Origin of the sequence: Streptomyces sp. 135, assembly GCF_020026305.1 — a bacterium.
Classification (GTDB): domain Bacteria; phylum Actinomycetota; class Actinomycetes; order Streptomycetales; family Streptomycetaceae; genus Streptomyces.
In genome coordinates this window covers 437006-459694 of the sequence record NZ_CP075691.1, presented here as the reverse complement: position 1 = coordinate 459694, position 22689 = coordinate 437006, and the positions used below count along the sequence as shown (strand labels likewise).

Genomic DNA, 22689 nt, shown 5'->3' with positions numbered 1-22689 from the left:
CACGCTTACTGGGTACGGTGTACGCTTTTGCAGTCTCCCTCTCTCTTACTCTCCCTCTCCGTCCTTGCCAAGGAGTGCTCAGTGAAGACCAGCCCCGCCGACAGCCACAACGTCATCCAGGTCCGCGGAGCCCGCGAGAACAATCTGCGGGACGTCTCCGTCGACCTCCCCAAACGGCGGCTCACCGTCTTCACCGGGGTCTCCGGCTCCGGAAAGTCCTCGCTGGTCTTCGGCACCATCGCCGCCGAGTCGCAGCGCCTGATCAACGAGACGTACACGGCGTTCATCCAGTCCTTCATGCCGAGCCTCGGCCGCCCCGACGTCGACGCGCTGCGCAACCTCAGCGCGGCGATCGTCGTCGACCAGGAGCGGATGGGCGCCAACTCCCGCTCCACCGTGGGCACCGCCACGGACGCGTACACGATGCTGCGGATCATCTTCAGCCGCCTGGGCGTCCCCCACATAGGCACCTCGGGCGCCTTCAGCTTCAATCTGCCCGAAGGCATGTGCCCCGAGTGCGAGGGCACCGGCGAGGTCTCCACGGTCGACGTCGACCAGCTCCTGGACCGCGAACTCTCGCTGAACGAGGGCGCGATCACCGTCCCGTACTACGCCGTCGACTCCTGGAGCTGGCAGATCCTGGTCAACTCGGGCTTCTACGACCCCGACAAGAAGCTCAAGGACTTCACCGAGCAGGAGTGGGCCGACCTCCTCCACAAGGAGCCGGTCAAGGTGAAGGCGGGCTCCAACGGCTTCACGTACGAAGGCCTCGTCACCAAGATGCAGCGGACCTGGCTCGCCAAGGACCGCGACTCCCTGCAGCCCCACATCAAGGCCTTCGTCGACCGCGCCGTGGTCTTCGCCCGCTGCGCCGTCTGCGAGGGCACCCGCCTCTCCGCCGCCGCGCTCTCCTCGAAGATCGACGGGCTCAACATCGCCGAGTGCTCGTCGATGCAGATCAGCGACCTGGCCACATTCGTGCGCGGGCTCGACGATCCCGGTGTCGCGCCCCTCATCGCCGGGCTGAGCGAGCTTCTGGAGTCGCTGACCGAGATCGGGCTCGGCTATCTCAGCCTCGACCGCACCTCGGGCTCGCTCTCCGGCGGCGAGGCGCAGCGGGTCAAGATGGTCCGCCACCTCGGCTCCAGCATCACCGACGTGACGTACGTCTTCGACGAACCGACCATCGGTCTGCACCCGCACGACATCCGCCGCATGAACGACCTGCTCCTGCGGCTGCGCGACAAGGGCAACACGGTGCTGGTGGTCGAGCACAAGCCCGAGGTCATCGAGATCGCCGACCACGTCGTGGACCTCGGCCCCGGCGCCGGCGAGGCGGGCGGCGAGATCTGTTACAGCGGCGACGTGGCGGGCCTGCGCGCGTCCGGCACCCTGACCGGACGCCACCTGGGCCACCGTGCCCGGCTGCGCGAGACCGTACGCACCCCCAAGGGGCGGCTCTCCATCAAGGGCGCCGACCTGCACAACCTCAAGGACGTCGAGGTCGACATCCCCCTCGGCGTGCTCACCGTCGTCACCGGCGTCGCGGGTTCCGGCAAGAGCTCCCTCATCCACGGCTACCTCTCGGGCCGCGAGGGCGTGGTGGTCGCCGACCAGTCGCCCATCCGCGGCTCGCGCCGCTCGAACCCGGCGACGTACATCGGACTCCTCGGCCCGATCCGCACCGCCTTCGCCAAGGCCAACGGCGTCAAGGCCGCGCTGTTCAGCGCCAACTCCGAGGGCGCCTGCCCCAAGTGCAACGGCCTCGGGCTCCTCTACACCGACCTCGCGATGATGGCCGGGGTGGCGTCCGTGTGCGAGGAGTGCGACGGCAAGCGTTTCACCGCCGAGGTGCTCACCTACCGGCTGCGCGGCAAGAACATCAGCGAGGTCCTCGGGATGTCGGTCGCCGAGGCCCACGACTTCTTCCCGGCGGGGCAGGCCCACACCATCCTCGGCCGCCTCTCCGACGTCGGCCTCGGCTATCTGCGGCTCGGACAGCCGCTCAACACGCTCTCCGGCGGCGAGCGCCAGCGGCTGAAACTCGCCATCCACATGGCAGAGAAGTCGTCTACATACATCCTCGACGAGCCGACCACCGGACTGCACCTGGCCGACGTCGACAAGCTCCTCGCCCTGCTCGACCGCCTGGTCGACGACGGGAACTCCGTGATCGTCATCGAGCACCACCAGGCGGTCATGGCACACGCCGACTGGCTCGTCGACCTGGGGCCCGGCGGCGGTCACGACGGCGGACGCGTGGTCTTCACCGGCACCCCGGCCGAACTCGTCATGCGGGGAGAGACCGTGACGGCGCGGCATCTCCGGGAGTACGTGGTCGGCTGACGCGGAGGCGCGAGACATCCGGGCCACCGGGCGAAACGGGACATCATGCAGGTACGCGGTGAAGGGGAGCCGAATGTTCCGCGCCAATGACGACGAAACTGTTGACACGTGACTGCACCCTGTGGCCTAGACGGAGCCCTCGGCCCTCCTCCCAGGGGATGACACTCCACCGCACGCAGTACAGCGACCGTGGGCCGATAGTCCGGCTCGCAGGCGGACTCCCGCCCCCGGATCGGCAGTGAGGATGGAGAGGCATCCTGCTGGACCCCCTGACGTGCGGTGATCGTGCGGAAGGAGGGTCGTTTCCTGCCTGCCCAACCCGACGGGAGTCCCTTTCGCCGTGGCTACGTTCCTGTACAAACTAGGCCGCCTCGCCTTCCGGCGACGCCGTTATGTGGCGCTGCTCTGGGTGGCGCTCCTCGTCGGTGCGGGCGTCGCTGCCTCGACCGCTCCCGCACCGCCCGAGGACTCCTTCTCCATGCCGGGGACCGAGTCGCAGAAGGCCTTCGACGTCCTGGAGAAGCGCTTCCCCGACTCCGGCGCCGACGGCGCGAGCGCCCGCGTCGTCATACGTGCCCCCAAGGGCGAGAAGATCACCTCCGCCGACTCGAAGGCCGAGGTCGCGAAGATGGTCGCGGCCATCGGCAAGGGCTCGCAGGTGGCGGGCGTGGAAGACCCGTACAAGGCGAAGACCGTCAGCAAGGACGGCACCACGGCCTACACCTCGGTGACGTACAAGGTCCCCGCCCCCGAGCTCACCGACAAGTCGCGTGACGCCCTCACCAAGGCCACCGACCAGACCCGTGACGCGGGCCTGACCGTCGAGACCGGCGGCGACGCCGTCATGGCCGAGCAGGAGATGGGCGGCAGCGCCGAACTCATCGGCATCGCGATCTCCGCCGTCGTCCTGATCCTCACCTTCGGCTCGCTGGTCGCCGCGGGCATGCCGCTGCTCACCGCGATCATCGGCGTCGGCATCGGCACGCTGAGCATCGGCGCGCTCGGCAGCGTCCTCGACCTCTCCGCCACGACCACCACGCTTGCGATGATGATCGGCCTCGCCGTCGGCATCGACTACGCCCTCTTCATCGTCTCCCGCTTCCGCGCGGAGATAGCCGAGGGCCGCACCCCCGAGGACGCGGCGGGCCGCGCCACCGGAACCGCGGGCTCCGCCGTGGTGTTCGCCGGACTCACCGTCGTCGTCGCCCTCTCCGGCCTCGCCGTCGTCAACATCCCGATCCTCACCAAGATGGGCCTGGCCGCGGCGGGCACCGTGGTCGTCGCCGTCCTCATCGCGCTCACCATGATCCCCGCGCTGCTCGGCTTCGCCGGCCGCAAGGTGCTGCGCCGCAAGGACCGCAAGAAGTCCACCAGCGAACTCCAGGACCCGAACGCCAAGCCCAAGCTCGGCACCCGCTGGGCCCGCTTCGTGCTGCGCCGCCCGCTCGCCGTGCTGCTCGTCGCGGTCGTCGGCCTCGGTGCGGTGGCGGTCCCGGCCGCCAGCCTCGAACTCGGCCTGCCCGACGAGGGCACGGCCGCGCCGGACAGCACCCAGCGCAAGGCGTACGACATGCTGTCCGAGTCCTTCGGCGCGGGCTTCAACGGCCCGCTGATGGTCACCGTCAGCAAGGACTCCGGGGCCGCCGACGCCGCCAAGACCGTCGGCGACAAGCTCGCCGAGGTCGACGGCGTGGCCGCCGTGACACCCCCCACGCCCAACAAGGCCGACAACACCGCGATCATGAACATCGTCCCCGAGACGGGGCCGAGCGATCACGAGACCGAGGAACTGGTCAAGTCGATCCGTTCCAGCGCCCAGGACATCGGGCCCGACACCGGCTCCGAGATCCTGGTCACCGGCCAGACCGCGATGACCATCGACTTCTCGCAGACCCTGGACGACGCGCTCCTGCCCTACCTGGGCCTGGTCGTCGGCCTCGCGTTCCTGCTGCTGATGCTGGTCTTCCGTTCGATCCTGGTCCCGCTCAAGGCCGCGCTCGGCTTCCTGCTCTCGGTGGCCGCCGCGCTCGGCGCAGTCGTCGCCGTCTTCCAGTGGGGCTGGCTCGCGGACATCGTGGGCGTCGACCAGCCGGGCCCGATCATGAGCATGATGCCGATCTTCATGATCGGCGTGGTCTTCGGTCTCGCGATGGACTACGAGGTCTTCCTCGTGACCCGGATGCGGGAGGCGTACGTCCACGGGGCGAGCCCCGGCGAGTCGGTCGTGACCGGCTTCACCCACGGCGGACGGGTCGTGGCCGCGGCCGCGATCATCATGATCAGCGTCTTCTCCGGCTTCATCATGGAGAACGACGACATGATCAAGATGATGGGCTTCGGTCTGGCCGTCGCCGTCCTGTTCGACGCGTTCGTCGTCCGCATGGCGATCGTCCCCGCCGTGCTCGCGCTGCTCGGCAAGTCCGCCTGGTGGCTGCCGCGCTGGCTGGACAAGGCGCTGCCGAACGTCGACGTGGAGGGCGAGAAGCTGCACAAGGCCCTCGGCGACACGGCCTCGCCCGAGGCCGAGACCGACCGGGAGCTTCAGCCTGTCGGCAGGTGACACGCGGCGGTTCGCGCCGAGCGGGCCGGTCGGGGCGTCCCCTTCGGGGGAGCGTCCCGACCGGCCCGCTCGGTCTTTCCGGCCCGCTCGGTCTTTCCGGCCCGCTCGGTCTTTTCCGGCCCGCACGGTCGTTTTCCGGTCCGCACGGGAATTCCGGCAGGCACGGCTCTGTCGGCCGCACGGTTTTCTGCCCGGCTTCGGCGCGTCAGACGTCGTCCCCCTGCGCCGAGTCGTAGTCGGCGCGGGCGGCGGCGATGGCGGGCCGGTGGTCGATGGACCAGTCGGCGAGCGCCTTGACGAGGTGCGTGAAGCTGTGGCCCATCTCGGTCAGCTCGTACTCGACCTGGGGCGGGATCGTCGGATACACGGTGCGCTTCACCAGGCCGTCACGCTCCAGGCGGCGCACCGTGACGGTGAGCATCCGCTGCGAGATGCCGCCGTGGATCCTGCGCTGCAGCTCCTTGAACCGCAGGACGCCCGCGGCGAGTTCGACGACCACGTACACCGACCATTTGTCACCGAGCCGGTCGAGGACGTCCCGGACCCCGCACTCGTCCTGCGGCGTCTCGCAGGTGATCACCGGCTCCCCGGCCGCGGGAGTGGTTACCGCGGTGTGCCCTGCTGACATTCAAGTGCCTCCTTACGCGGCCGGGTTGCCGCCGATGAAGATGGTCCCGGGCCGCTGACCAGCGGCTCCACCAAGAGGAACCACTCTCGACGGGGGAACCATCCCATGCTCATGATCACCGGCGCCACGGGTGCCCTCGGCAAGCTCGTCACCGCCCGCCTCGCCCGCGCCGTCGGCCGTGATGATCTCGTCGTCGGTACCCGGGCCCCGGCGCCCGGCGAGCGCCGCATCGACTTCGACGACCCGGCGTCGCTGGACTTCTCCGGTGTCGACACCCTCCTGATGATCTCCGCGGGGGCTGCCGAGGACGACGTCGTCATCGCCCGTCACGACGCCGCGATATCCGCCGCCGAGAAGGCGGGCGTGCGCCACCTCGTCTACACCAGCCTCAGCGGCGACGGCGACCACCTCACCTACGCGCTGGCCCATCGTTGGACCGAGCGCAGACTGCGCGCCTCCTCGCTGGAGTGGACGGTGCTGCGCAACGGCCTGTACGCGGAGTTCCTCGCCGCCGTCGCCGCGCCCGGCCCCGACGGCACGATCGCCGCGCCACTGGGGAGCGGCCGTCTGGCCGCCGTGGCCCGTGAGGACCTCGCGGAGGTCGCGGCACGCGTCGCGCTCGCCCCCGCCGAGCATGTGGGCCGTACCTATGAACTGGTCGGCGAACGCCCCCTGGGCGGCGCCGACTTGGCCGCGGCCCTCGGCGGCTCCTACGAACCGGACACCCTGGCCGCCACCCGCACCGCCGTCATCGAGGCGGGCCAGGCCCTGCCCTTCCAGGTGCCGATGCTGCTGAGCACGTACGCGGCGATCACCGCAGGCTTCCTGGACGGCACGTCGATCGGCCGTAACGACCTGCACCCCTTGCTCGGCCGCGAGCCGCGTCCGGCGATCGAGGCGTATGTGAGGGCGGTACGGGGTTGAGGTTGGGGTGGGGTTTGGTCGGTGGGGGGCGGTGTGTTGGGAGTGAGGGTGGAGCCGGGACCATCCGCCCGGGATGCGCTGCGGGGCCGTGGGCCCCACGTCCCCGCGGCCGGGGCCCGGTACAGGGCCGAGGCCGGTGCCGCGTCCATCCGCCCGGGGGCGTAAGCGCGGAGCCGGGGACGGGGCCGCCCCTCACGCCAAGGACGCCGCCCGGCCCGGATCGATGGCGTGCTGGAGGGGGCGGCCCCCCAGGAAACGTTCCAGTTCGTCGCGTACGAGGTGTCCGAGGCGGTGGCATTCGGCGCCCAGGGCGCCGGCCACGTGGGGGGTCAGGACGACGTTGGGGAGCGTGAACAGTGGTGAATCGGGCGCCGGTGGCTCCGGGTGCGTGACATCCAGGACGGCGGTCAGGTCCTGCCTGGCCCGCAGGACCTCCGTCAGCGCCTCCTCGTCGATGAGCGCGCCCCGGGCCGTGTTGACCAGCGTCGCGCCCGGCGCCAGGGAGTTCAGCAGCCGCGCCCCGACCGCGCCGCGCGTCTCCGGCAGGAGCGGCGCGTGGAGGCTGACCACGTGGGAGGTGGCGAAGAGCTCCTCGATGCCGACGAGCCGTACGCCCATCTCCCGGGCGGTGTCCGCGCCGGTGAGGGGATCGGTGGCGAGGACCTCGACGTCGAAGCGGCCGAGGTGCGCCGCGACGAGCCGCCCGATGTGGCCGAGCCCCAGCAGCCCCACGCGTGAGCGGTAGGCGCCCGGGACCTCGACGTCGCGCGGGAACCGGCGGCCGACTGCCGCTTCGCGGCTGACGCGGTGCACCTGCTTCAGTCCGAGGAGGATCTGCGCGAGAGCGAATTCCGCCACCGGGATCGCGTTGGCCGCCGCCGCGGAGACGATAGGGATGCCGCGCGCCCAGAAGGCGGGCGTGGTCACGTGCCGCACGGAGCCCGCCGCGATGAGCACGGCGCGCAGCGCGGGCGCCCGGGCGAGGAAGGCCTCGTCGAGGACGGGAGCGCCCCAGCCGGTGAGCAGGATCTCGGCACGGCGCAGCGCCTCGGGGTGGTCGTCGAGTCGCTCCCTGGTGAGGGGCGGGCCCTGCCGGTCCACGAGCCGGTCGATGCCGGCGAGTACCTCGGGCGGATAGACGTCCGGCCTGCGTGCCTCCTCCATGACGAGCAGTGCGGTGGCTCGGGGTGCCGTCTCGGCCATGTCGATTCCTCTCCTCGGCTGCTGTGCTGACACCGCTGACGCCCTGTCAGCGGTATGGCCCGCGGCCGGGCGCCGATCGGGTGTGTGCGGAAAAGTCCGGCTGGATGTCGAAGCTTGGCGCGGCCTGTCCGAAATTTCGGACGAACCGTCCGCAGTGGACCATACATCGGATGACTGAAGAAGCCGCAAGGGGTGGGGAGTTGCCGTCGACCGATCTTGGCCCGGCGGGGCGGCGGCATCGTACGCGATCCACGTGAACGCGGGCGATCACTGCCCTGTACAGCCAGAACCGTGTCCAGGAAGACGGGTCGCGCGTATTGGCGCCCCTTCGGCGGGTGCGGCGCGTGGGGGAGGGGTGCACAGGGAAGTGTGCGTCGGTCCTTCCGGCTCGCCAGGAAAAATTTTGTATTCATCGGAGTATTGACCCTGGGATTTACAGCCCGTTACCGTCCCCGGCAAGCGCTTACCAGAGCCAACCGTGATGCGGCGAAACGGGAGTTGTGATGCGGAGATCGCGGTGGATCGGTGCGGGTTTCCTCGCATCGGCACTGATCCTCACCAGCTGTACATCAGGCCCCGCGGGAGCGGACGTCGAGCAGGACTCCAAGGCGACGCTCCAGTTGTGGACCAGGACCACCCCCGGCGGCCCGGGGGAGAAGGGCACGCTCGCGCTCGCCGCCGCCTTCGAGAAGGCCACCGGCCACAAGGTCGAGGTCACCGCCATCTTCGACGACTTCGAGACGAAGCTTCAGCAGCGGGCCGCGCAGCGGGACCTCCCCGACATCGTCATGAACGACGTGACCCAACTCGGCGCCATGCACGAGCAGGGCCTGCTCCGCGAGATCGACCTCGACAAGATCAAGCACAGCAAGCAGCTCATCGCCCAGGGGCTCGGCTCCGGAAAGAGCCTGGACGGCAAGCAGTTCGGCCTGCCCTACTCGGCGCAGGCCACCGCGCTGCTCATCCGCAAGGACTGGCGGGAGAAACTGAGGCTCGACACCCCCCGGAACTGGGACGACTTCACGGCGATGGCCGAGGCCTTCACCACCGAGGACCCCGACGGCGACGGCAAGAAGAACACCTTCGGCCTCGCCGCCCCGCTCTCCACCAAACGCGGTTACGCCTCCTGGTACTTCTCCAACTTCCTCTGGGCCGCGGGCGGCGACTTCATCACCGAGGCCGGGGACGGCACGTACGAGCCCGCCATGACCACCGAGAAGTCGGTGAAGGCAGTGCAGTGGTTCCGCGACCTCGGCTGCGAGGACAAGGCCATCCAGCCGGGCGCGGTCACCATGGACACCCCGCCCACCAACGAGACCTTCGAGTCGGGACGCACCGGCATGTTCGCCGTCGGCCCCTACCTGCTGCCCCGCTTCGACGAGGTGCTCGGCAAGGACAAGTACGAGGTCGTCCCGATGCCCAAGGGCCCGAAGGACGCGACCGTGCTCGCCGAGGGCGGCACGATCTACCTGATGGCGGGCTCCGAGAACCAGGCGGGCCAGGACGCCTTCGCCGACTTCGCCGTCTCCGCCGAGGGCCAGCGGACCGGGATGCGCGGAGAGACCGGCTTCACCGTGCAACTGCCCGTCAACAAGACGGTCGACATCTCCGAGGTCCGCCCCGACCCCCGCTGGAAGACCTACGCCGAGGTCTACCGCTCCTCCGGACGCTACGCCCCCTCCATCCCGAACTGGTCCGCCGTGCGGCAGACCACCGCGGAGACCGTCAACGCGCTGATGGCCGACTGCGACCTGGACACCCGCGGTGAACTCCGCGACCTCGACAAGAAGCTCGCCGACATCCTCGAGGAACAGGGAATCGCCGCGTCATGAGCCTCGACCAGGTGAAGCGGGCCCCGCTCCCCGAGCGGCGCGCCCACCGCGCCGCGGGACGGGGGGCCGACGGGGCCGACGGGGCCGCGGCAGGCCACCGCCGACGCGACCGTCGGGCCGGCCGGTGGTGGACGCCCTGGCTGTTCCTGGCACCGGCGCTGCTCCTCTTTTTGTACTTCAAGTTCATCCCCATGGCCAACGCGCTGACCATGTCCTTCCAGGAGGTCCAGCCCTACCTCGGGAACCGGTGGGTCGGCACCGAGAACTACGCCACCGTCCTCGGCTCCGACGGCTTCCGCGACGCCGCCTGGCACACCGTCGTCCTCGCCGCCGGGCAGACCGCCGGCTCCATGCTCCTCGGCCTGGCGCTCGCCCTGCTCATGGAGGGCCAGGGCCGCCGCCTGGGATTCGTGCGCTCCGCCGCGTTCCTGCCGGTCGTCGTGCCCATCGCCGTCGTCGCCGAACTGTGGCGCATCATGTACCACCCGACCGAGGACGGCATGGTCAACTCCCTCCTCGGACTGGTGGGGTTCGGCCCCTCGGGGTTCATCAACGACCCCGACTCCTCGCTCGTCTCCATCATGGTCACCGGCATCTGGCGGGGCGCTCCCTACGACATGATGATCTTCCTCGCCGGACTCGCGAGCGTGGACCGGGGGCTGTACGAGGCCGCGAAGGTCGACGGCGCCTCCCGGTTCCAGCGCGTGCGGCACGTGACGGTGCCCGGGCTGCGGTCAGTGTTCTCGATCCTCTTCATCCTCGCCGCGATCCGCGGACTGCGGGTGTTCACCGAGGTGTTCCTGCTCACCAACGGCGGCCCCGACGGCTCCACCGAGGTCGTGATGACCCTGATCTACAAGCTGGGCCTCGAACAGAACCGGCTCGGCGTCGGAGCGGCGGGAGCCGTCCTGCTGTTCCTCATGACGCTGATCCTCACGATCGCCGTCCACCTGGTGCGCCGCAGGGAGAGCAAATGAACGCCCCCACCGAGACCGCGCTCGGCCTGACCGAGAGCAGGAGCCCCGGCGGGCGGCTCCTGAAGGCCCTCACGTACCTGCTGGTCCTCGTCGTCTTCGCCGGACCGCTGCTCGCCCTGCTGGTCAGCGCCTTCAGCAAGGTCAAGGACCCCACCCAGCTGAGCGTCATCCCCTCGGCCGCCACTCTGGACAACTTCAGGATCGCCTTCGACCAGGGCGTGCTCGCGTACCTGCTGAACTCCTTCTTCGTCGTCGGCTTCGGCCTGCTGCTCCAAGTGGCCGTCTCCGTCCTGGCCGGGTACGCGCTGGCCCGCAAGGTCTTCCCCGGCATGACGCTGGTCCTCGTCGCGATCCTGGCGACCCTGATGCTGCCCGAGGAGATCCTCGCCCTCCCGCTGTCCCTGATCCTCGCCGATCTGCCGGTCGTCCACTTCAACCTCATCGGCACCCTCGCCGGCATGATCGTCCCCCTCGGCGCCTGGGGGTTCTCCATCCTGGTGATGACCGAGTTCATGAAGGACGTACCCAAGGAACTCGAAGAGGCCGCCCGCATCGACGGCGCCGGTGACCTGCGTATCTTCGCCCAGATCATCCTGCCGATGTGCAAACCGGCGCTGGGCGTCATCGGGGTCTTCGGTTTCACGATGATCTGGGACCAGTACCTGCTGCCGCTCCTCGTCGCCACCGACTCCTCGTCCTACACCCTGCCGCTGGCGCTGCGCACCCTGCGCATCGACCCCGACGTCACCCCGGGCGTGGTCCTCGCGGCCTCCCTGCTGGCACTTCTCCCCTCCGTGATCGTCTTCCTCTTCTTCCAGCGCTCCTTCGTGCACGGCCTGTCGTCCGGCGCCCTCAAGGGCTGAACGCGGCACGGCCGTACGAGATCCACGCGGCGCCACCTCGAAAGGACCCCCCTCCCGTGACGCAGAGCGCTGACACGACCTGGTTCACCCACGACCGGTTCGGGATGTTCGTCCACTGGGGCCTGTACTCCCTCGCCGCCCGCCACGAGTGGGTCAAGAACCGCGAGAAGCTCACCGACGAGCAGTACCAGGTCTACTTCGACCACTTCGACCCCGACCGCTACGACCCCATCCGGTGGGCGAGGACCGCCAAGGCCGCCGGCATGCGGTACGTCGTACTGACCACCAAGCACCACGACGGCTTCTGCCTCTGGGACAGCGACCTCACCGACTACAAGGCGACCAACACGCCCTGCGGCCGCGACCTCGTCGCACCCTTCGTCGAGGCGTGCCGCGCCGAGGGACTCAAGGTCGGCTTCTACTACTCCCTCATCGACTGGCACCACCCCTCCTTCCCCGTGGACGGCACCCACCCGCAGCGCGACGACGCGGAGTTCAAGGCCGCCGCCGCGGACCGGGACATCCGCGACTACCGGCGCTATCTGCACGGCCAGGTAAGGGAGTTGTTGACGCGCTTCGGACGCGTCGACTACCTCTTCTTCGACTTCTCCTACGCCGGACGCCACTGGTGGGGCGGCAAGGGCGCCGACGACTGGGACGCGCCGACGCTGCTGGAGACGGTCCGCGGACTCCAGCCGCACATTCTCGTCAACGACCGCACCGGCCTCCCCGGCGACTTCGTCACCCCCGAGCAGTACCAGCCCGCCGGCCCGATGTACGACGACGAGGGCCGGCCCGTGGTCTGGGAGGCGTGCCAGACGCTCAACGGAAGCTGGGGCTACGACCGCGACAACCTCGACCACAAGAGCGCCGACCTGTTGATCCGCATGCTCGTCGACGGCGTCTCCAAGGGCGGCAACCTCCTGCTCAACGTCGGCCCCACCGGCCGCGGCGACCTCGACCCGCGCGACGTCGCCGTCCTCGGCGAGCTGGGCCGGTGGACGGACCTGCACGAGCGGTCGATCCGAGGCTGCGGCCCCTCGTCCTTCACCGCCCCCGCCGACTGCCGCTACACCCGGCGCGGCGACCGGCTCTACCTCCACCTCTTCTCCTGGCCGCTGCGCCACCTGCACCTGCCGGGCCTCGCAGGCCGGGTGCGCTACGCCCAGCTCCTCAACGACGCGTCCGAGATCACCCGCGTCGAACTCGCCCCCGGCCGGCCCGCGCTCAACACCGAGGTGGGCGGCCAGCCCGCCGGAACGCTCACCCTCCAGCTCCCCGTCCGGCGCCCCGACACCCCCGTCCCCGTCATCGAGCTGTTCCTCGACACCCCGGCGGACAGCTGACATCACGTACCGCCCCGACCCCCGAACCCGACCCCCCCACGGAGGCATCATGCAACGCCGCACGTTCCTCACCGGCACGGCCCTCGGAGCGGCGCTCGCCGCCGTGCCGCTCGGCGCCCCGCGCACGGCCGGCGCAGCGCAGGCCGAGCCGGCCGTCACGGCGACGGCTCGCTCCCTGAACGACCTCCAGAAGGCGATCGACGGCGCGGCACCCGGCGCGCGGATCGTCCTGGCCGACGGCACCTACACCGTGCCGTCCGGCAGCTCCGTCAAGATCTCGGGCAAGAACGGCACCCAGACCGCGCCCATCACCATCACCGCCGCGTCCCGAGGCGGCGTCGTACTCCGCGGCGAGCGCGGCTTCGTCTTCGACAAGTCGAGCAACATCACCGTCACCGGCTTCTCGTTCCGCCAGAGCACGACCCTGGAGATCCCGGCGACCTGCTCGCGGATCCGCCTCACCCGCAACGACTTCCAGCTCGCCGACGTCGAGGGCCTGCACTGGGTGATGGTGCGCGCCGACGACACCAAGGTCGACCGCAACCACTTCCACGGCAAGAGCACGCTCGGCGTCTACCTCTGCGTCGAAGGCGCGGGCGGCACGGCCATGGCCCAGCGCGTGCACATCCTCAGGAACCACTTCTCCGACCACACCTTCGCCGGAGACAACGGAGGAGAACCGATCCGGCTCGGCGTCAGCCCCCGGGCCCTGTCCGCCGCCCACGCCACCGTGGAGTACAACCTCTTCGAACGCTGCGACGGAGACCCCGAGGCCATCTCCGTGAAGTCCTCGGACAACACCGTCCGGTACAACACGATCCGCGACAGCGCCGGCGGCATCGTCCTGCGCCACGGCAACCGCACCCGCGTGGAGAGCAACTACCTGCTCGACGGCAAGGACGGCCTGCGCGTCTACGGCAACGATCACCTCATCGTCAACAACTACCTGGCGGGCCTGACCGGCCGGGCCCTGGTGATCGGCAGCGGCAGCACCCGCGACCACCACAGCGGCGAGAGCGCGGAGGAGCGGCGCGGCAACGACGCCTGCGACCGCGCGGTGATCGTCCACAACACCCTGGTGCGCAACGCCGAGACGCTCCTCGGCGAGTCCAGGACCTACGAGCCGCAGCAGGTCGTCGTCGCCGACAACCTGCTGGTGAGCGACTCCGGCAAGCTGGTCGACATGGGCGCGACCACCGGCTTCACCTGGCAGGGCAACATGCTCTGGGGCGCGGCCGCCGACGGGAACATCCCCGCGGGCGGCTACAGCCGGCGCGACCCCGGCCTGCGCCAGGACGCCGACGGGATCTCCCGGCTGACGGCGGGCAGCCCGGCGATCGGCAAGGCGACGCTGACGAGTCCGGCCGTCACCGACGACATCGACGGCCACCCGCGCGGCAGCGCACGGGACATCGGCGCCGACGAGTACACGACGGCGGCACCGCTGCGCCGCCCCCTCACGGCGGCGGACGTGGGCCCGAACGCCTCATGAGCGCGGGCGCCCCGACGACGAGAAGAGCGGGCCTGTGCTCCGTCACCCTCCGGAACCGGTCCCGGTGACACGGCGCATTCCCCGCGCTCGCCCGCGCCGCGGTGCTCCTCGGAGCGCCGCGGGTGCGGGTGTGGGCGGGCGGCGTCCTCGTCCTGGAATTCCACACGGGCACCCTCACGGACACCACCGCCTCCACGCTGGCGGAGCGCGCAAGGAACGCCAAGGAACACCAAGGAACACCAAGGAAGAGGACATGCACGTCACGGCAGCCGACAGACTCCTGTTCATCGGCGACTCCATCACCGACGCGGGCCGCGACCGCGCGGACGGCACCTCGCTCGGTGACGGCTACGTCGACCGGATCGCGCGAGCCCTGCGCGCCCGAGCGGGTGCCGCACCCGCCGCCGTCATCAACAAGGGCCTCAACGGCAACCGCGTATACGACCTCGAAGCCCGCTGGGCCACCGACGTCATCGCCCCGCGGCCCACCCTCGTCACGGTCAAGATCGGCATCAACGACACCTGGCGGCGCTACGACCGGGGACTGGCCAGCCCCGTCGCCCGGTTCGAGGCGTGCCTCGACCGCCTCCTCGCGTACACCGCGCAGAAGCTCGCCGCCCGCCTCGTCGTCATCACCCCCTTCCTGCTCCCGGCCGGCCCGCACCAGCAGCGCTGGCACGAGGACTTGGCCCCCCGCACCGAAGCGGTCCTGCGCGCGGCGCGTGCCAACGAGGCGACGGTGGTGCGCGCGGACCTGGTCATGGCCCGCGCGGCCGAGAAGCACGGGGCGGCGGCGCTGGCCCCCGACGGGGTCCATCCGAGCGTGCTCGGGCACGAGCTGCTCGCCGGGGCGTGGCTCACCGCCGTGCTGCCCCCGTCCGACCGCCCCGCCGCCTCGGCGTGAGCCACCCGGGCCCGGTCGCCCGTTCCCCCATGTGGCGTATCCCGAGGGGCGCCCGCGCCGGTCCCGGGGGAGCGTCGTGCCATGCGTGCCTTCCCCGCGCCCGCCGCGCACCGCGTCCCCAGCGCCGTGCGCGTCGTGCTGTGCTGGATACCGGGCACGGCGGCCCTCGCGCTCCTGCTGGCGTGCGCGGCGGGCATCGATCCCGCCACGTCCGCCGCCTCGGCCGGTGACGGCGGGGCGTCCACGCCGACGGTCGTCTCCGGGCGCCGATCCGTGATGCCCGCCGCCGCGATCCCGGCGCGCCGGGCGGCCACGGAGTTCCGGGCGGCGCGACCCCGCATCGTGCCGCGCGAGGCCTGGCTGGCCCCCGGCACCCCCGAGCCGCCGCGCGCCCGCTACGCCGACCGGGTCGAGGCGCTCTTCGTCCACCACACCGACTCCCCGAACCGCTACGCCTGCGCCGACGCGCCGCGCATCATCCGCTCGCTGTACGCGGGACAGGCAGGCAGCCGGAAGTGGGACGACATCGGCTACAACTTCCTGGTGGACCGCTGCGGCACGCTGTACGAGGGGCGCGCGGGCGGCGCCGAACGGCCGGTGGTCGGCGCGCACACGCAGGGGTTCAACCAGCGCTCGGCGGGCGTCGCGGCGATCGGCACCTTCACCGCCGGGACGCCGATGCCGGGGGCCATGGCCGACGCCCTCGCGGCCCTGGCCGCCTGGAAGCTCGGCCTCGCGGGCATCGATCCGCGCGGCACCGCGCTGCTGGTCTCCAGCCACAGCATGAGCCGCTTCCCCGAGGGCACCGACGCGGTCCTCCCCGCGGTCGCGGGCCACACGGACGGTTACCCCACGCACTGCCCCGGCGCCGCGCTGACCGCCCGGCTGCCCGCGATCAGGGAGGCGGCGGCCCGCCTCCAGGGACGCTAGCCGGGCCGCCTGTCCAGCGGGCGGCGCCCTACCCGGCAGGCGCCGCCGTACTGTCGCGCAGGACCAGCCGCGTGGGCACCAGCGTGGTGCCGCGCTCGGCCTCGCCCTGCCGGACCTGGCGCAGCACTCCTGCCACGCAGCGCCGCCCGACCTCGGCGAAGTCCTGGTGGACGGTGGTCAGGGGCGGCAGGAACGACCCCGACTCGGGGATGTCGTCGAAGCCGATCACGCTGACGTCGTCCGGCACCTTGCGACCCCGCTCGTGCAGGGCCCGCAGCAGACCGAGCGCCATCTGGTCGTTGGCGGCGAACACCGCCGTGCAGTCGTCCCGTTCGGCGATCTGGAGGCCCGCGCGGTAGCCGGACTCCGCCGACCAGTCGCCCCGCACCGGCGGCGGTGCGAAGCGCCCCTCCTCGGCGAGCGCCGCCCGCCAGGCGTCGGCGCGGCGCTGCGCGGCGTACGACTCCTCGGGCCCCGCCAGGTGCCACACCGTGCGGTGGCCGAGGCCGAGCAAGTGCCGTACGGCGGCGCGGGTCCCGCCGGCCTGGTCGGTGTCGACCACGGTGTAGCGGTCACCGGCGTCCGAGTCCGCCACGACGACCTGCACGTGCGGCGGCAGGTCGATGGTCGCCGCGTCGAGCAGGTGCACCTCCATGATGACGATGACCGCGTCGACGGCGAGTTCACCGAGCCGGGAGAACGCGCCGCGGACCTCGTCCTGGGTGGGCACGGCGACCGGGAGCAGGGTGACGGCGTAGCCCTCCTCGGCCGCCGAGGTCGCGATCGCCTCCAGCGTGCGGACGTTCCCGGTGGTGGAGAGCGTGAAGGTGATGACGCCGATGGTGCGGAACTCGCCGCGCTTGAGGGCGCGGGCGGCGCTGTTGGGCCGGTACCCGAGCTTCTTCATGGCGGCGAGGACCTCGTGCCGGGTCTCCTCGGTCACGCCCGCGTAGCCGTTGGAGACGCGGGAGACGGTCTGGGAGGAGACGCCCGCGAGACGGGCGACATCCGCCATGGAAGCGCTCGTGCGCCTGCCGGTCGGGGGCCGGCCGCTCTCCCGCGCCCGTGCCGCACTCCGCGTCGAGGTGCTGTCCGCTGCTTCCACGCTCTCCCTTGACCCCCGTCAGCGGGGCGGTGTAGACATGCCGCCACCAGATGTTTACGTAAACATATCACTCCGCGTCCTACTCGGCTGTCCCCTTCGGAACGCGATGTTTACGTAAACATCGCGGTGGTGGGCTACGCCGGTTCCGAGATGGACGAGCGAGGAACGACGACATGACGACGCTTCAACCGCCGGTGGCCGCAGGACGGCGTCCGTCCCGGCCCCCCTCGCGGCGCTCCCGCCGCTCATGGGCGGGATGGGGGTTCATCGGCCCCTTCGTGACCGTCTTCGCCCTGGTCTTCCTGGCGCCCCTCGCGTACTCCATCTATCTCAGCCTCTTCCGGGAGCAACTCATCGGCGGTACCACGTTCGTGGGCCTCGACAACTATCAACAGGCCCTGCGGGACGAACAGTTCTGGGCGGCCTTGGCGCGCGTCTCGCTCTTCCTCGCGGTCCAGGTGCCGATCATGCTCGGTATCGCCCTGCTGGTCGCCCTGGCCCTGGACAGCGGCCGCCTGTACGGCAAGGACTTCTTCAGGATCTCGGTCTTCCTGCCCTACGCGGTGCCGGCCGTGGTGGCCTCACTGATGTGGGGCTTCATGTACGGCAGCCGCTTCGGGCTCGTCGGCGACATCAACGCCGCCCTCGGCGTCTCCCTGCCCGACCCGCTCTCCCCGGGCCTGGTGCTCGCCTCGATCGGCAACATCGTCACCTGGGAGTTCGTCGGCTACAACATGCTGATCTTCTACTCCGCGCTCCGCGTCATCCCGCACTCCCTGTACGAGGCGGCACAGATCGACGGGGCCGGACAGTGGCGCGTCATAGCGGCGATCAAGCTGCCGGCGATCCGTGGCGCCCTGGTCATCGCCACCATCTTCTCGATCATCGGCAGCTTCCAGCTCTTCAACGAGCCCGCCATCCTCCAGAAGCTCGCGCCCAACGCGATCACGACCGACTACACCCCCAACTACTACACGTACTCGCTGTCCTTCTCCGGCCAGCAGCACAACTACTCCGCGACGGTCGCCATCGTCATGGGCCTGATCACCATGGTCGTCGCCTATGCCGTCCAGCTGCGCGGCATGCGCAAGGGAGCGTGAGCCCATGACCGGCCTGAGCACCACCCCCGTCTCCCGGCCCACGACGAAGCGGCCCGCCGTCGCCCCGCGGCTGCGCGTCCAGAGCCGCCGCACCACGCGCCGCCCCGGGCGCAGCGTCCTGCTGACCGTCCTCACCGGTGTCGTCCTGCTCTACAGCCTCGTACCGCTCGTGTGGCTGCTGCTGAGCGCCACCAAGACGCAAGAGGGCCTCGCCGGCTCGTTCGGGCTGTGGGTCGACGGGGACTTCGCACTGTGGGACAACATCCGCGAGACCGTCACGTACCAGGACGGCGTCTTCCTCCGCTGGCTCCTCAACACCCTGCTGTACGTGGTGCTGGGCGCCGGCGGCGCCACCTTCCTCGCGGTCCTCGGCGGGTACGCGCTCGCCAAGTTCGACTTCCCCGGCAGACGCGGCGTGTTCGCGGTCGTCATCGGGGCGGTCGCGGTGCCCACCACGGCGCTCGCGGTCCCGACGTTCCTCATGTTCAGCGAACTGGGCCTGACCGACACGCCCTGGGCCGTCATCGTGCCCTCCCTGATCTCGCCGTTCGGCCTCTACCTGATGTGGGTGTTCGCGACCGAGGCGATCCCGAAGGAACTGATGGAGGCCGCCCGCATCGACGGAGCCGGCGAGCTGCGCACCTTCTTCCAGGTCGCCCTGCCGCTGCTCGCGCCCGGCACCGTCACCGTGCTTCTCTTCACCACCGTCGCGACCTGGAACAACTACTTCCTGCCGCTGATCATGCTGAAGGACCCCGACTGGTACCCGCTGACCCTCGGCCTCGACGCCTGGAACAAACAGGCGTCCACGGCCGGCGGCGAAGCCGTCTTCAACCTCGTCATCACCGGCTCCCTGCTGACGATCGTGCCGCTGATCGCGGCCTTCCTGCTGCTCCAGAAGTACTGGCAGTCCGGCCTCGCCGCAGGAAGCGTCAAGGAGTAGTCCTCCCTTTTCCGCACGCCCCCCAAGAAGTGGAAGCATCGCCATGCCCAAGCGCTCCCGCCGCCTGCTGCGCGGCACAGGTCTCCTCTGCGCCCTCGTCCTCGGGGCGAGTGCCTGCGGCGGCTCCGACGACGACAACTCAAGCCGGAAGCCGGTGGGGTCGGGCGACCTCCAGGCCGCCCTCAAGAAGGGCGGCACCGTCACGGTCTGGGCGTGGGAACCCACCCTCAAGCAGGTTGAGGCCGACTTCGAGAAGAAGTACCCGAAGGTCGACGTCAAGCTGGTCAACGCGGGCACCAACAACGACCAGTACAAGGCCCTTCAGAACGCCATCTCCGCGAAGAAGGGCGTCCCCGACGTCGCCCAGATCGAGTACTACGCACTCGGCCAGTACGCCCTGACGGAGTCCGTCACCGACCTGACGCCCTTCGGCGCGGACAAGCTCGGCGACTCCTACTCGCCGGGCCCGTGGAACTCCGTGAAGTCCGGCGACGGCATCTACGGCCTGCCCATGGACTCCGGCCCCATGGCACTCTTCTACAACAAGAAGGTCTTCGACAAGTACGAGATCGCCGTGCCGACGACGTGGGACGAGTACGTCGAAGCCGGCCGCAAACTGCACGAGGCGAACCCCAAGGCGTACATCACCAGCGACGTCGGGGACGCGGGCCTGACCACCAGCCTCCTGTGGCAGGCCGGTTCGCGCCCGTACGAGGTCGACGGCACCAAGGTCGGCATCGACTTCACCGACACCGGCGCCAGGAAGTACACCCACACGTGGCAGAAGCTCATCGACGAGAAGCTCGTCGCGCCCGTCGTGGGCTGGAGCGACGACTGGTACAAGGGCCTCGGCGACGGCACCATCGCCACCCTGCCCATCGGCGCGTGGATGCCCGCCAACTTCGCCTCCGGAGTCAAGGGCGCCGCGGGCGACTGGCGCGTCGCGCCCCTGCCGCAGTGGACGAAGGGAGCCGGGGCGAGCGCAGAGAACGGCGGCAGCTCCCTGGCGCTGCCCGCGCTCGGCAAGAACAAGGAACTCGCCTACGCCTTCATCGAGTACGCCAACTCCGGCGACGGCGTACGGACCCGCATCAAGGGCGGCGCCTTCCCGGCGACCACCAAGGACCTCAAGTCCAAGGCGTTCCAGGACACGGAGTTCCCGTACTTCGGCGGCCAGAAGGCCAACAAGATCTTCGCCGAGTCCGCGGCGAACGTCCCCGCCGACTGGAAGTACCTGCCCTACCAGGTCTACGCCAACTCGATCTTCAACGACACCGTCGGCAAGGCCTACGTCTCCCGGACGCCCCTGGCCAAGGGCATCGAGTCCTGGCAGGAAGCCTCGGTCGAGTACGGCACCGAGCAGGGCTTCACGGTCGAGAAGTAGCCGACGGCAACTCCCCGCCCGGCCACCCCGCGGCCGGGCCACCCGTACCCCGCGCCGCCCGCGAGCGGCGGCGCACCGGAAGGACCACCATGACCTCCCCCCTCCCCGTCCGGCTCCCGGCAGGCCCGGACGGCACCCCGCGCCCCCGCCTCGCGTACGGCGCCGACTACAACCCCGAGCAGTGGCCGCGCGAGGTGTGGGAGGAGGACATCCGGCTCATGCGCGAGGCGGGCGTGAACCTCGTCTCCGTGGGGATCTTCTCCTGGGCCCGCCTCCAGCCCACCGCCGGTACCTGGGACTTCACCTGGCTCGACGAGGTCATGGACCTGCTCCACGAGGGCGGCATCGGCGTCGACCTGGCCACCGCCACGGCCTCCCCGCCGCCCTGGCTCACCACGGCGCACCCGGAGATCCTGCCGGTGACCGCCTCCGGCGAGACCCTGTGGCCGGGGGCGCGCCAGCACTGGCGGCCCACCTCGCCCGTCTTCAGGACGTACGCGCTGCGCCTGGTGCGCGAGATCGCAGGCCGCTACGCCGGCCACCCGGCCCTCGTGGCCTGGCACATCTCCAACGAGCTGGGCTGCCACAACGTGTACGACCACTCCGACGACGCCGCCCGCGCCTTCCGCGACTGGCTGCGCCTGCGCTACACCACCCTCGACGCCCTCAACCACGCGTGGGGCACCGCCTTCTGGTCCCAGCACTACAGCGACTGGCAGCAGATCCTGCCGCCCCGCCTCGCCGCGTCGCACCCCAACCCCACGCAGCAGCTGGACTTCAAGAGGTTCTCCTCCGACGCGCTGAAGGAGTACCTGCGCGCCGAGCGGGACGTCCTGCGCGAGATCACCCCGGACACCCCCGTCACCACCAACTTCATGGTGATGGGCGGCATCAAGGGCATGAACTACGCCGACTGGGCGCACGAGGTCGACTTCGTCTCGAACGACCACTACGTGCGGCCCGGCCCGCAGGCGCGGGACGAGCTGTCCTTCTGCGCCAACCTCACCAGCGGCATCGCGGGCCACCGCCCGTGGTTCCTCATGGAGCACTCCACCAGCGCCGTCAACTGGCAGCCCGTCAACGTCCCCAAGCGGCCCGGCGACCTCGCCCGCGACTCGCTGCTGCACGTCGCGCACGGAGCCGACGCCGTCTGCTTCTTCCAGTGGCGCCAGTCGGCGGCGGGCGCCGAGAAGTACCACTCGGCGATGGTCCCGCACGCCGGGGCGGACAGCGAGGTCTTCCGCGCGGTGACCGGCCTCGGGCGCACCCTTGAGGCGCTCGCGCCGGTCACGGGCGCCACCAGGGAACCCGCTCGGGTCGCCGTCCTCTTCGACTGGGAGTCGTGGTGGGCGAGCGAACAGGACTCCCACCCCACCTCGGTCCTCGACTACCACCAAGAGGCCCTCGACTGGTACTCCGCCCTCCTCGCCCTCGGCATCCGGGCCGACGTCGTCACCACGCGCTGTGACCCCGACACGTACGACCTGCTGATCGCGCCCGTGCTCCACGTGATCCCCGAAACGCTGGCCAAGGACCTGACGCGCTACGTCGAGAGCGGCGGCCACCTGGTCACCACGTACTTCTCCGGAGTCGTCGACGAGAACGACCACATCTGGCTCGGTGGCCACCCCGGCGCCCTGCGGGAGCTCCTCGGCATCCGCATCGAGGAGTTCGGGCCGCTGCCCGCCGACGACGGCGTCGAGCTGGACGACTCCACCACGGGCACCGTGTGGACCGACCGGATCACCGTCACCGGCCCCGAGGTGGAGGTCCTCGCCCGGTACCGGACCGGCGCGTACACCGACCGCCCCGCCGTCACGCGCCGGACGGCGGGCCGCGGCTCGGCCTCGTACGTCTCCACCCGCCTGGGCGCCGACGGCCTCACCGCGCTGCTGCCGCGACTCCTCGCCGCCGCCGGTGTCGACAGCGAACTGCCGCCGGCCGCGCGGGGCCGCGTCGAACTCGCCGTACGGCGCGGCGACGACAGCCGCTATCTGTTCCTCGTCAACCGGACCGACGAGCCGGTGCCCGTGCCCGGGCTGACCGGCGAGCTCGTGATCGGGCCGAAGCGTGACGACAGCGGTGGGGGCGTCCTCGTCCTGCCGCCCAGGGGCGTCGCCGTACTGCGACAGCCCACCGACTGACCACGACC

General features: G+C 70.6%; 17 protein-coding genes. 14 read left to right on the top strand and 3 right to left on the bottom strand.

The window, feature by feature from the left end:
• Positions 1 to 81 precede the first annotated feature (81 nt).
• Entirely contained in the window at positions 82 to 2346 is a 2265-nt protein-coding gene (locus KKZ08_RS02090; RefSeq protein ID WP_223772776.1) for an excinuclease ABC subunit UvrA, read from the top strand.
• 340 nt (positions 2347 to 2686) lie between these two features.
• The gene (locus KKZ08_RS02085) at positions 2687 to 4906 is read left to right on the top strand and encodes an MMPL family transporter (RefSeq protein WP_223772775.1); all 2220 of its coding nucleotides are present in this window, start codon (positions 2687 to 2689) and stop codon (positions 4904 to 4906) included.
• A 205-nt stretch (positions 4907 to 5111) separates the two neighbouring features.
• On the opposite strand, the gene KKZ08_RS02080 is transcribed toward KKZ08_RS02085, so the two are convergent.
• Positions 5112 to 5534, bottom strand: coding sequence for a helix-turn-helix domain-containing protein (locus KKZ08_RS02080; RefSeq protein WP_223772774.1), 423 nt, complete (start codon positions 5532 to 5534; stop codon positions 5112 to 5114).
• Between the two features lie 105 nt (positions 5535 to 5639).
• On the opposite strand from KKZ08_RS02080, the gene KKZ08_RS02075 reads away from it, so the two are divergent.
• Positions 5640 to 6458, top strand: coding sequence for an NAD(P)H-binding protein (locus KKZ08_RS02075; RefSeq protein WP_223772773.1), 819 nt, complete (start codon positions 5640 to 5642; stop codon positions 6456 to 6458).
• Positions 6459 to 6650: 192 nt separating this feature from the next.
• Here KKZ08_RS02075 and KKZ08_RS02070 read toward each other — a convergent pair whose 3' ends face one another.
• Positions 6651 to 7661, bottom strand: coding sequence for a hydroxyacid dehydrogenase (locus KKZ08_RS02070; RefSeq protein ID WP_223772772.1), 1011 nt, complete (start codon positions 7659 to 7661; stop codon positions 6651 to 6653).
• A 503-nt stretch (positions 7662 to 8164) separates the two neighbouring features.
• On the opposite strand from KKZ08_RS02070, the gene KKZ08_RS02065 reads away from it, so the two are divergent.
• The 7 genes from KKZ08_RS02065 (at position 8165) to KKZ08_RS02035 (ending at position 16005) form a co-directional block, all read left to right on the top strand.
• Positions 8165 to 9493, top strand: coding sequence for a sugar ABC transporter substrate-binding protein (locus tag KKZ08_RS02065; RefSeq protein WP_223772771.1), 1329 nt, complete (start codon positions 8165 to 8167; stop codon positions 9491 to 9493).
• Positions 9490 to 10470: a sugar ABC transporter permease gene (locus KKZ08_RS02060; RefSeq protein ID WP_223772770.1), complete on the top strand. Its 981-nt coding sequence runs from the start codon at positions 9490 to 9492 to the stop codon at positions 10468 to 10470. Before KKZ08_RS02065 ends, KKZ08_RS02060 begins: the two co-directional genes overlap by 4 nt.
• A complete protein-coding gene (locus KKZ08_RS02055; RefSeq protein WP_223772769.1) occupies positions 10467 to 11333 on the top strand; it encodes a carbohydrate ABC transporter permease in 867 nt (288 codons plus the stop codon). The genes KKZ08_RS02060 and KKZ08_RS02055 overlap by 4 nt, the downstream gene beginning before the upstream one ends.
• Positions 11334 to 11389: 56 nt before the next feature.
• Entirely contained in the window at positions 11390 to 12679 is a 1290-nt protein-coding gene (locus KKZ08_RS02050) for an alpha-L-fucosidase (protein ID WP_223772768.1), read from the top strand.
• Between the two features lie 49 nt (positions 12680 to 12728).
• The gene (locus KKZ08_RS02045) at positions 12729 to 14171 is read left to right on the top strand and encodes a polysaccharide lyase 6 family protein (RefSeq protein WP_223772767.1); all 1443 of its coding nucleotides are present in this window, start codon (positions 12729 to 12731) and stop codon (positions 14169 to 14171) included.
• Positions 14172 to 14424: 253 nt separating this feature from the next.
• Positions 14425 to 15075 (top strand): SGNH/GDSL hydrolase family protein, encoded by a 651-nt coding sequence (locus KKZ08_RS02040; RefSeq protein WP_223772766.1) that lies wholly within the window; start codon positions 14425 to 14427, stop codon positions 15073 to 15075.
• Between the two features lie 81 nt (positions 15076 to 15156).
• Positions 15157 to 16005, top strand: coding sequence for a peptidoglycan recognition protein (locus tag KKZ08_RS02035; protein ID WP_223772765.1), 849 nt, complete (start codon positions 15157 to 15159; stop codon positions 16003 to 16005).
• Positions 16006 to 16033: 28 nt separating this feature from the next.
• Here the strand turns inward: KKZ08_RS02035 and KKZ08_RS02030 are convergent, their stop codons facing one another.
• Positions 16034 to 17020, bottom strand: a complete 987-nt coding sequence (locus KKZ08_RS02030) for a LacI family DNA-binding transcriptional regulator (protein ID WP_223772764.1) — start codon at positions 17018 to 17020, stop codon at positions 16034 to 16036.
• A 263-nt stretch (positions 17021 to 17283) separates the two neighbouring features.
• Here KKZ08_RS02030 and KKZ08_RS02025 point away from each other — a divergent pair, with 263 nt between their 5' ends.
• The 4 genes from KKZ08_RS02025 (at position 17284) to KKZ08_RS02010 (ending at position 22681) form a co-directional block, all read left to right on the top strand.
• The gene (locus tag KKZ08_RS02025) at positions 17284 to 18210 is read left to right on the top strand and encodes a sugar ABC transporter permease (protein ID WP_223772763.1); all 927 of its coding nucleotides are present in this window, start codon (positions 17284 to 17286) and stop codon (positions 18208 to 18210) included.
• Between the two features lie 4 nt (positions 18211 to 18214).
• Positions 18215 to 19153 carry a carbohydrate ABC transporter permease gene (locus KKZ08_RS02020; protein ID WP_223772762.1) on the top strand — a complete coding sequence of 313 codons (939 nt, stop codon included), beginning with the start codon at positions 18215 to 18217 and terminating at the stop codon, positions 19151 to 19153.
• A gap of 43 nt (positions 19154 to 19196) precedes the next feature.
• Positions 19197 to 20537, top strand: coding sequence for a sugar ABC transporter substrate-binding protein (locus KKZ08_RS02015; RefSeq protein ID WP_223772761.1), 1341 nt, complete (start codon positions 19197 to 19199; stop codon positions 20535 to 20537).
• An 89-nt stretch (positions 20538 to 20626) separates the two neighbouring features.
• The gene (locus tag KKZ08_RS02010; RefSeq protein ID WP_223772760.1) at positions 20627 to 22681 is read left to right on the top strand and encodes a beta-galactosidase; all 2055 of its coding nucleotides are present in this window, start codon (positions 20627 to 20629) and stop codon (positions 22679 to 22681) included.
• Positions 22682 to 22689: the final 8 nt, after the last annotated feature.